The sequence below is a fragment of the bacterium genome (assembly GCA_021372535.1).
Classification (GTDB): domain Bacteria; phylum Latescibacterota; class Latescibacteria; order Latescibacterales; family Latescibacteraceae; genus JAFGMP01.
The window spans coordinates 1-10,997 of the sequence record JAJFUH010000026.1 but is presented as its reverse complement, the minus strand read 5'-3'; the positions used below and the strand labels follow the sequence as shown (position 1 = coordinate 10,997).

Annotated in this window: 6 protein-coding genes; all 6 read right to left on the bottom strand. The window is 52.5% G+C overall.

Annotation, left to right across the window (positions count from 1 at the left end; translation table 11 throughout):
• Positions 1-485: 485 nt before the first annotated feature.
• The gene (locus LLG96_02515; protein MCE5249074.1) at positions 486-2,561 is read right to left on the bottom strand and encodes a M28 family peptidase; all 2,076 of its coding nucleotides are present in this window, start codon (positions 2,559-2,561) and stop codon (positions 486-488) included.
• 340 nt (positions 2,562-2,901) lie between these two features.
• Entirely contained in the window at positions 2,902-4,989 is a 2,088-nt protein-coding gene (locus LLG96_02510) for a hypothetical protein (GenBank protein MCE5249073.1), read from the bottom strand.
• Between the two features lie 221 nt (positions 4,990-5,210).
• Positions 5,211-7,298 (bottom strand): hypothetical protein, encoded by a 2,088-nt coding sequence (locus LLG96_02505; protein MCE5249072.1) that lies wholly within the window; start codon positions 7,296-7,298, stop codon positions 5,211-5,213.
• A gap of 423 nt (positions 7,299-7,721) precedes the next feature.
• The gene (locus LLG96_02500; protein ID MCE5249071.1) at positions 7,722-8,891 is read right to left on the bottom strand and encodes a uroporphyrinogen decarboxylase family protein; all 1,170 of its coding nucleotides are present in this window, start codon (positions 8,889-8,891) and stop codon (positions 7,722-7,724) included.
• Positions 8,892-8,957: 66 nt separating this feature from the next.
• The gene (locus LLG96_02495) at positions 8,958-9,161 is read right to left on the bottom strand and encodes a hypothetical protein (protein ID MCE5249070.1); all 204 of its coding nucleotides are present in this window, start codon (positions 9,159-9,161) and stop codon (positions 8,958-8,960) included.
• Positions 9,162-9,590: 429 nt separating this feature from the next.
• Positions 9,591-10,640 carry an L-rhamnose/proton symporter RhaT gene (gene rhaT / locus LLG96_02490; protein ID MCE5249069.1) on the bottom strand — a complete coding sequence of 350 codons (1,050 nt, stop codon included), beginning with the start codon at positions 10,638-10,640 and terminating at the stop codon, positions 9,591-9,593.
• Between the last annotated feature and the right edge of the window lie 357 nt (positions 10,641-10,997).

Genomic DNA, 10,997 nt, shown 5'->3' with positions numbered 1-10,997 from the left:
AAACAGATTTATCTGAAAATATCGTAACATATTTCACCACGGAGACACGGAGAACACGAAGAAAAATAATTCATGCAATATTTTGTTTTATCTGAAAAATGTATGCAGTCGATATGGATTCCCGATTAACGATTCGGGAATGACGGCGTTATAAAACTCCCGAGACCTTGCCGAAGTTTCAGCACCGTGAACTGCAGATACATTTTCAGATAAAATCGGGCTGAAAAGATACTGAAATACATTCAGTATGACAGCGATCATATTACACTGAATATTATGGGCAACTCTAAAAATAGATTTCTACTATGATTGGCTGGACCGCCGCCATACATCGTTCTCACACTGAAATCATCCTCAAAGTAGCGTAGATGCTACGATTCCGGTGATTTCAATGTTCGGGTCTCGTCTGGCAACGGTTCGCTCAATCTCGTTACAAAATCAATTTATAGAGGAACCCTTATGCTTTTTCGTCCGCAGATGCCTCCCTATTTAACAAACTCGACAAATCCCTGTTTTTCGAGAAACTTATAGTAGTTTATCAGATCGAAGTTCTTTACGGGATACCCAGCTTCCAGTTCAAGGCATTCCCTGACTTCGAGCAGATTCCGTTTCCCGTCGCACCACCAGTACGATGCGGCTGCCCACGATCCCGGCGACCACCACCGCGGGGAAGAGTTCACCTCTTTCCATTCCTCCACGGGAATCCCATCGAGGGTCAACGAGCCGAAATACTTCCGTTTCGGGACAATCGTCCGCGCTTCCTGTTCCCATGGCCCGGATTTTTCTTTGTATGCGACTATCCTGATATTTCCGGATTTTGCCTTCTCTTCCGCAGAAGCGGTGAACTGTTTTTTCATCATTTCACCGATCGCACCGGTATCTTCAATGTAGCGCGCCGTCATTTTTCTGACTTTTACTTTCTCATCGGCGGAAACGACACGTTCGATACTGGTAAGCGCATCCTTCTGGAGGCCGGTATAATACCCGATGGCTTTTACCCCTTCCGCCATCGCCTTTCCGAGCGCTTCGCCGTCCTGAGCAGATGCCAGACGGGCTTTCATTTCAGCGGTCTTGTCGAGAATGACCTGTACTCCCCTGTCGAACGTAAGCTGCGCCATGTACGGGACATTATCCAGTCCTGCATCCGCCATGTAATAGAGGTACAGGGCGTTGGTGACGCACAGGTCGCGGAGGGAACGGACATCGACCTTGTCGATTGTATCGAGCGAACAGTGGTGAAGCGGCGACCCGTTTTCCATGTAGACAAAATTCGTGGGTACGCCAATCATCGGCTCACAAAAGTATGTATCCGTACCTCCGAGAAACGGGGAAATGATAATGACCTTGTTCGACCGGATGCTCCGGTAATAAGCTCTGAAAACCTCCGGATACACCGCATCGGTAAATGTCGGGCACACATTGCAGTCCATGTACACCCTGATGGTCGAGGACAGAAGCTCGTAATCCGGCGCGGGCGTATCGCAGCATACCGCGGCGAGGGTCTTTCGCAGACGCCCGATATTGCCCTCGGCAAACGCCAGCGAACCATACATCTCCTGCCCCATCCAGATACGGATCGACCGTCTGGGCCTCGGCAGGGCGCCCGACCGGATAAGATCGTTAAGGGCGCCGACCGTCTCGAGCATGACCGCGCAGCCTGTCGCGTTATCGTTCGCTCCCCACTCGAACAGGTGACCTCCAATGAGCACCTCTTCACCTTCGCTGCCCGAGCCGCGGATACATCCGGTGACATAGGGCAGAACATCATCGGTAAAATACCTGCTTTTGACCATCGCACGGACTTTAACCGTTTTCCCCTCGCTTATCAGCTTACGGAGATAATCCCCCTTTGCCTTCGATATCGCGAAGCAGAAACCGTTCCTGCTGTCGGCTGCGTTCATCAGCCAACCGCCGGGAGAATCGCTCCAGGTGTTCAGCCAGGCGTTCGCTTCGGGATGTCCTTCTATCTCGTTGTCGCAAACGACCCCATATATTCCGTTCCGGTCGAGATACCGTTTCAGTCTTCCGGCGCCCGACGATACGAGGATAATCTTCCCGCGCGCATCGAGCCTGCCGAGCGCTTCCGGGTCGGGCTTATCGAGCACTGCTATTTCCGCTTCGATACCTTCGGGCGGAGTCGGGCAACTGAAGAAGGTCAGCGACGATGGATTGTACTTGTAGTTTGCCAGAAAACGATACTCGCCGGGGATATCGGCCGGTTCGGTGACAACGAGCGACGCCTCCCCGCAGTCCCACCCGATCGGATTGGTCCATGTGCCATAGCTCGCGACACCGTCCGCAGGCGTGTTGATAACCTCAGCCTCGTCGAAACCGCGCTCCTTCATGATAGCGCACGCTTCCTGCGCCGATTTTTTCCACATGGGAAGCGTCGACCACTTGTCATACTGCCATATCCGCCTCACATATCCGAGCGCACGGTCGCCTTTTATTTCACGCCGGACTACGGGTAATAGTTCTTGTATTTCCGCAGTATCGCCCCTGTCCGGCAGGAAAAGTACTAAAACCGCCGCACAGGCTATGAAAAAACCGTTTTTAGCCATATCTGCTCCTTTCACGGTATCTCGACAAAGAACTTGATGTATATAAGAGATTATTTTAACAGTGTACAATCATGTGTACGATTTACAATTTCAGATTTCAGATTTACGATTTTATTCTCCGATCGTATTATATCAGGCGTAAATCATTTCATAATAATGTTGTATAATAACTCCCATGACCATACACGGTCACAACGAAGGATGAAAATGTATGCAGATTGTGTATGGATTCCCGATTAAAGATTCGGGAATGACTGCATCACGGGGACTCCCGGCACCAGACCGGGGCCTTAGCACCGGAATCCGCAGACGTGTTTTCAGATAAACCAGAAACACGATATTACTTCACAAACTCGACCATCTTGTACTTTTCCAGAAATTTATAATACTCTATCAGGTCGAAGTTCCTGACGGGAGCGCCTGCTTCAAACTCGATCAGGTCTTTTATCTCGTTCAGGTTACGCTTCCCGTCGCACCAGAAATAGGAAGACGCCGCCCAGCTTCTCGATGACCACCAGCTCGGAGCCGAACGCACCTCTTTCCACTCCTCGATCGGAATTCCATCAAACGTCAACGTGCCGACCTTCGTCCGTCTGGGGACAATTCCGGCCGCTTCTTTTTCCCAGGGGCCTTCCGGTTTTTCATATTTGACAATCTTTATCGAGCCGGCCTTTGCCTTTTCGTTCGCTTCGTCCCGGAGCTGCGCGGTCATCAGCTTTCCGAACTCTCCGACATTCTTGATATACCGTGCAAGGGAAGCGCGGACTTCAGGCTGACGGTCGGAGCTCACGATGCGTTCGATTCCCGCGAGGGCTTTCTGCTCGAGAGCGGTATAGTATTCTATCGTTTTCGTTCCATCGTAGAGAAGTTTCCCCATCCCGGCGCCGTCACTAACGGACGGAATACGGTCGCTGAATTCCCGCTTTTTTTCGAGGATGACGTTCACCGCCCTGTCGAACGTCAGATTCGTTATAACCGGGACATCGTCATACCCGGCGTTTGCAATGTAGTAGAGGTAGACCGCGTTGAGAATGCCGAGGTCGCGCAGCGTGCGAGGATCGGTTTTATCGATCGTATCCATCGAATTGTGATGGAGATGTCCGCCGTTGTTCATCGATATGGAGTTGAGGGGAACACCGATCAGGGGATCGCCGAAAAAGTTGTCACGGCCCGAGGTAAAGGGCAGCGTTTTCCAGAGCTTGTACCGGTTGTCCCTTGAGTAGAACCTACCCGCGACTTCCGGCCAGACCGCATCGGTGAACGAGGGACACGCGTTGAAATTCATCGAGATGTTGAACGCGGTCGTCGAAGCATCGTAATCCGCGGCGGGAGTATCGCAGCAGACACAGGCGATGGTTTTTGTCCGCATGTGTTCGAGGTTGTTCATGGTAAACGCCATGGAGCCGTACATCTCGAACCCGAGCCATGCGCGTATCGACCGCCGTGGACGGGGAAGCACGCCCGACCTGATGAGATCGTTGAGCGTGCCGATAGATTCGAGGATTGCGGAAGTACCGGTGCAGTTGTCGTTCGCTCCCCACTCGTACATGTGCCCGACAATGAGGACATCTTCGCCCTCGGCGCCCGAACCTTTCACGCACCCGGTCACATAGGGCAGCGTATCGTCGGTGTAGTACCGGCTGTCGATTACTGCGCGGACTTTAACCGTTCTCCCCTGCCGCAGGAGGTTCCTGAGATAGTTCCCTTTTTTCTGGGAAATGGAAAATGCGAAATTGTTCCTGCTGTCGGCGGCGTTCATGAGCCATCCGCCCGGACGGTCGCTCCAGGTGTTGTTCCAGTTGTTCGCGTCGATGAAATCTCTGTTGATGCCCTCGATCGTATCGGTCAGAATCCCGGGGATGCCATACTTGTCAAGGTATCGTTTGAAACCGCCGGGGCCCGATGAAATGAGGATGATCTTACCGCGGGCATCGATTTTATCGAGCTCTCCGGGGTCCGAATCTTCGAGGAGCACGAGCTCGGTCTCAAGCCCGCCCGGCGGTGTCGGACAGCTGAACATGTTGACCGAGGTTGGATTGTCGAGGTAATTGCAGAGCAGGCGGTACTCGTCGGGAAGCCCTTTCGGCTCGATGACTTCGAGGGTTGCCTGCTTCACATCCCAGCTTATCGGATTTGTCCATGTGCCGTGCTGGGTGACGCCATCCGCAGGGGTATCGACAATCTCGGCCTCGTCGAAACCACGCTCTTTCATGATCGCCTGAGCCTCGCGGGCCGTTTTCTTCCACATGGGAAATGTATTCCACTTGTCATACTGCCACAGCCGCATGGTATAATCGCGTGCCCGATTGCCCGAAACCGAGCGGCTGACAACCCGGACCAGCTCGTCGAGGTCCGTCGCACAGCTCATTGCGGGAATCATCATCAGACAAAAAACAGCAACCGATAAAAATACCGTCCCTTTCACCATGGTTATCATCTCCTGTAATTACATTATGTGGAGAGAATTGATCCCCCTGTCCTTCAGACATCCCCCTTATTAAGGGGGATTTTCTCCGGATTTGAATGCGTTTTAAATGTCGTGTATGACTTTTTTACATATATATCCATTGAAGCATTAAAAACAAATTCGCGTACATCCGCCCGATCCGTGTTCTATTCGTTTATGACGTCTGCGGCTTCATACCGGGTTCACCTGACAAATTCGACCAGTTTATACTTTTCGAGAAAACGGTAAAACGTGATGAGATCGAAACCGGTTACGGGCACTCCCGCCTCGATTTCAAGCAACTCCTTGATATCGTTGAGATTCCGTTTGCCATCGCACCAGAAGTAGGAAGCGGTGGCCCACTCGTTTGCCGACCACCAGCGCGGCGAGGATTTTACCTCTTTCCACTCCTCATAGGGTATGCCTTCGAGGGTCAGCGTGCCGACCTGTGTCCTCTTCGGGATGATGGTTGCCGCCTCACGTTCCCAGGGGCCTTCCTGTTTCACGTACTTGACGATCCTGAACGAACCGGCCTTCGCTCTGTTCCCGGCAGCCGTGCGGAACTGGTCGGCCATCAGTTTCCCGTACTGGTCGAGCTCAGTATAATATCCCGCCAGATATGCCTGTGTTTCGGCGGTTTTATCATGGGAAACGAGCCGTTCAACGCGGCGGAGCGCATCTTTACGGAGGCCGGTATGGTACTCGATGATGCGGACGCCATCGGCGAGCTGTTTCCCGAGCTCAGCGCCGTCACGGGCATCCGCAAGCCGTGCTTTCAGGCCATCGGTTATGGCGAGCAGCATCTCCATGCCGTGCTTAACGGTCAGGCGGGCGATAAGGGGAATTTCATCGTTTCCGGCGTTCGCGAGGTAGTAGAGGTAGACTGCATCGATTGTGCTGAGCGCATGGAGCGTCCGCGGATCGACTTTTTCGATGGTGTCCATCGAGTTATGATGGAGGTGCCCCCCGCTGTCTGTCGAAACGGCGTTGAGGGGAACACCGATAGCCGGGTCACCGAAAAAGTTGTCGAGCCCCGACTCGAAGGGTACCTGTTTCCAGAGCCTGTTCGGAGCATACCGCTCATGAAACCGTCGCAGAACCTCCGGGAACAGGGCATCGGTAAAGGACGGGCAGGCGTTGAAATTCATCGTTACAATGAACGCCGTTGTCGCGGAATCCCAGTTTTCCGCCGGGGTATCGCAGCACAGAGCGGCGATGGTTTTCGTTCTCATACGGTCGAGATTGTTGACGGTGTATGCAATCGAACCATACTTCTCGAACCCGAGCCACATGCGTATCGTCCGCTTAGGCCGCGGCAGAACGCCCGATTTTATCAGATCGTTGAGCGTACCGAGCGCATCGAGGTCGGATGCGGCGCCCGTACAGTCGTCGTTTGCCCCCCACTCGTAGATATGGCTCACCACGAGCACATCCTCGCCCTCGCTTCCGCTGCCCTTTATCGCGCCGGTGACATAGGGCAGCGAATCATCGGTGAAATAGCGGCTGTCGATTACCGCCCGCACCTTGATTGTTTTCCCCTGACGGAGGAGGTCACGGAGATAGGCGCCCTTTTTCTGGGATATCGAGAAGCCGAAATTATTTCTGCTGTCCGATGCGTACATCTGCCAGCCGCCGTACATGTCGCTCCAGCCGTTCAGCCACTGGTTCGCCGTGATGAAATCCCTGTTCTGGCCCTCGATCTCATCGCTCACGATTCCGAGAATGCCGTTTTTATCGAGATATTTCTTGAGCCCGCGCGAGTTTCCCGAAACGAGGATGATTTTCCCGCGCGCATCGAGTTTGCCCATATCATCGGCCGACATGTTCTCGAACAGCACAAGCTCAGTCTCGATTCCTCCCGGCGGAGTCGGACAGCTGTAATTGTTGAGGGAGGTCGGGTTGTCGAGATAATTGGAGAGATACCGGAATTCATCGGGCAGACTGGCGGGTTCAATGACCTCAAGGGTCGCCTGACGGCAATCCCACCCGATCGGGTTTGTCCAGGTACCGAAGTGTGTGGCGCCATCCGCAGGGGTGTTGACAATCTCGGCCTCGTCGAAACCACGCTCGCGCATGATTGTCTGGGCTTCCTTCGCGGTTTTCTGCCACATGGGAAGCGTCGACCACTTATCATACTGCCACAGCCTCATGGTGTAATCACGGGCTCTGTTACCCGATACACCGTTTTTGATCACGGTCAACAGCTCATCGATATTCATCGGCTCTCCATAGCTTGGAAGTACGGTTGCCATACACAGCGCACAGAACAGAAAAAGAGTGACTTTATTCATTCTCCCGCCTCCGTTTTTTTATTATACAAAGTTGCGTTCAAATAAGTACAATAACACTGGTTATCGAATATGATCCCCTTGCCCTTCGGGCATCTCACCTGTCAGGGGGGACACAGCGCAGCCAAGGGAGGTCGATTTAGCCCGATCTATTCATAAATTTTGAACGCGGATTTTTTCTACAGTGGGCAACCACGGGGGGTTGCCCCTACAGCAACCACAGTGGGTTGCCCCTACAATAAAAAAACACGAACAATTATTTCGTCATGTATAAAACAATCCGTTATGACTTTTTGTGCCTTCCTGCTGCAACGCAGCGCAGCGCGGCGAGTATGGTGAAATACTTTCACGAATAATCCGGGTCAGTAATTGTAGTACTTTGAAAACAACTTCGTATTATATAATAGCGACAACATACAAGTATTATCAATAAAACCCGAATTCGAACGCGGCATCGAACAGCGCCGCGATGTTTTCGGGCGGCACGCCATACTGGATGTTATGGACGTTGTTGAAGACATATCCCCCGCCCGGCTTGAATATCCCGACATTGGTACGGACATGCTCCCTGACCGTTTCGGGACCGGCAAAGGGCAGCACATGCTGGGCATCGATCCCTCCGCCCCAGAACACGATGCGGCTGCCGAATTCCTTCTTGAGATCGTGCGGGTCCATGTTCACGAGACCGATCTGAACGGGATTGACGATATCGACCCCGTTATCGAGAAGGTCGGGAATATACTCGTATATCGAACCGCAGGAATGGTACCAGATTTTCGCGCTGGTCAGGGATTTGATATGCTGTACGAGCTTCTTCTGGCGCGGCTTCACGACCGAGCGGTATAAACGGGGCGAAAAGAGAGGCCCGCTCTGTCCGGCAAGGTCATCGCCCACCATGACCACATCGACAAGATCGCCGATCTCCGCCATGAATCCGGTATAGTAATCAGTCCAGAATGCAAGCATACGGTCGAGGAGCGCCTCGCAGAACTGCGGTTCGGTGAGCATGTCGATGAACCACTGTTCGAGCCCCCGCATATACCAGCAGGTTTCGTACACCACACCGCCGATGCCAGTGCTGACGGCGCACGAGGTCTCGTTACGGAGTTTCAGGGCCTTTTCCCTCACACCGGTGAAACGGCTCCTGTCGCTTCCATCGGGAAACGGGTAGTTTTCGACATCCTTCACCGTCGCTTCCGCCAGCGGGTGACAGGTAATATCCATGTACAGCTTCTGATCGTCGGGCATCGACCATACGACGCCGAATTCATCCCTGAGATCATGCCACAGCATCCCGTTCCGCTCATTCCGCTCGATACCGCCCCTGAAGCTGTCAGGGCCATGCGCACACACATACCGCACATCCACATGGAAGCGCCTCAGAACCTCCTCGCACGGCGCAGCGAGCTGCTGGACGGGGTCGAGAATGACGATATCGTCACTGATACCAAGATGCCGTATCAACTGTTCATAGGCGCCCCGGTGAATCCCCGTCTGAAACCCGCCGAAATCGATGGGCACACGGTCGGGAATTTCATGATTAAGTGCCGCGCGGACACGCTCGCGTGATGTCATTGTTTCTCTTTTATGTTCCATATCGGTTTTCTCCGCTCACCGTTCCATACATGATGATATTCAATGTCAAAGAGCATTATGCACCATTTATCCGGCAGGCACCGGCTCGTGCGCCTTACGGCTGTAGACACGTTCATAGGCCCTGCAGTACGGGCAGAACCGGCTCTCTATGGATTTGACAAACCAGAAGATGAATCCCTTCTGCTGCTCACGGGCTTTACTGCAGGCAGGGCATTCGAGGCACCGTTTCGCCCTTGCCCTGTCTTTTTCGGTAATCGTTTCGCTTTTCATGAACATTCCTCCCTAAACTATACTTTGTAAGATAAAAAACTTTCTTTCGTTTTTTCCTTTAAAAATATCTTTCCCAACCTTTTTACATCGGAATGACAGCCAGACAGCACCTTTTACCTGAAGCCTCTCCATTTATTTCAGAACATCTTTACTATGAAACTTTCCTTTGCACACCCAAAGGAAAGTTTCCAAAGGAAAGGGTGCCCATGAAAAGCCTTTACCCCCGTTCACTGCCCGTTTTTCGGGAATGTGTGAACTCACGAGCCTACGGCTCGCTCGAACAGCACCCATTCTTTTTCCTAAAAACGGTTGTGACCGCGGGGCTTTTCAACGGGTTTAAAATTCACAGGATTCAACGGTTTGTATTCAATTTATCATCAACGGAGTACAATACATTCAATGTGAATTCAGGTGTCGTCAGTCAATATCTTACATGCCGAGCGAGGCAAGATAATTGCCCACGCCGATGATCACGGTCGACAGAGTAAGCACGAGAATGCCGGAAATGACGATGGCAAGCGTCCGGGCGCTCGAACCCCTCCATTCCCTGAAAATGAGCCCCCAGATGTTGCTGAATACGATGATGAAGGCCATATGGATGCTCCAGCTCGAAAAGTCGTACTTGCCCATTTTGGTCGTTCCCATGCCGTAGAACATGAACTGGAAGTACCATATCGTTCCGGCAAGCCCGGAAAAGAAATAATTGAGCGCGAGCGAGGCATCGCCGCTGTGCAGGTAGTTTCCCGCAGTGCGGTTCTTCGCGTTCAGTATCAGGCACCAGATGAGATTGGTGGTAAATCCGCCCGCCATGATGAGAATGAAGACCGGGCTGTTGACCCACAGAGAGGCGGTCCCGTTGGCGGCGGCATGGGCAGCGATCGGCTTGCCCGCGGCAATGCCGAAGGCAAAGCACGCACTCATAATACCGCATAACAGCGCTATCCACAAACCCTTTTTGAAGTCGAATTCACGGATGGTTTCCCGCTTCTGGGCATCGGACAGCTCGCGCTCCTTCGATATGCCCGCCCAGCCGCAGACAGCGATTCCTGCGAGACAGACGAGAACCCCGCCGAGGGTCACCCGGCCCGAGGTGCTCATGACAAGGCCGCCGAAGGTGCCGAAATAGATGGGCGGCATGATAGTCCCGAACGCCGCACAGTACCCGAGCGCCATGGCATACCCGAGGGACATGCCCAGATACCGCATCGAGAGGCCGAATGTCAGGCCGCCGACTCCCCACAGGACGCCGAACACATAACATGCCGCCAGGCTTCCGGCGGGCGCCGACGAAAGAACCTGCCAGAGGTTCGGCACGGTCAGTCCGGCAACAATCCACGGGACAATCATCCACGCCAGAACACCGCTTACGAGCCAGTAGCTTTCCCATGCCCAGTTGCGAACCTTCTTGAACGGTATGTAAAAACTTCCGGCGGCATACCCGCCGAGCGCATGGAGGAATACCCCCAGAACAGGATTCATACAACCTCCCCGTTGTTTTTTTATAAAATGTGTAATTTTAGTGTAATGAAAACAGGAATGAGAGACAAGTCAAATAATACTTGAGAAATGGTTTGTGGTTGGGGAAACCTTTGAAGGAATGTATTCTCAGCCGTTTTGTTGATGAGGGCATCAAAGATGTAAATACAGGCACAAGGCATAAGGCATAAGGCATAAGTGATCCCCCTGTCCTTCGGACATCCCCTGTCAAGTCCTAAAAAATGTTTACAGTAGTTGTAGTTTCTTTTTTGTTACTTTTTTCTTTGTTGAAAGTGTTGAAATGTTGATAACATAAATTGTATTCACGGTATTTTCACAAATAATTGTTCCAGCGCTTTT

What these genes read in the sequence shown, in the direction of transcription:
- LLG96_02515 (MCE5249074.1), bottom strand. Translation starts at nt 2,561, where the DNA reads ATGGCTAAAAACGGTTTTTTCATAGCCTGTGCGGCGGTTTTAGTACTT.
- LLG96_02510 (MCE5249073.1), bottom strand. Translation starts at nt 4,989, where the DNA reads ATGGTGAAAGGGACGGTATTTTTATCGGTTGCTGTTTTTTGTCTGATG.
- LLG96_02505 (MCE5249072.1), bottom strand. Translation starts at nt 7,298, where the DNA reads ATGAATAAAGTCACTCTTTTTCTGTTCTGTGCGCTGTGTATGGCAACC.
- LLG96_02500 (MCE5249071.1), bottom strand. Translation starts at nt 8,891, where the DNA reads ATGGAACATAAAAGAGAAACAATGACATCACGCGAGCGTGTCCGCGCG.
- LLG96_02495 (MCE5249070.1), bottom strand. Translation starts at nt 9,161, where the DNA reads ATGAAAAGCGAAACGATTACCGAAAAAGACAGGGCAAGGGCGAAACGG.
- rhaT (MCE5249069.1), bottom strand. Translation starts at nt 10,640, where the DNA reads ATGAATCCTGTTCTGGGGGTATTCCTCCATGCGCTCGGCGGGTATGCC.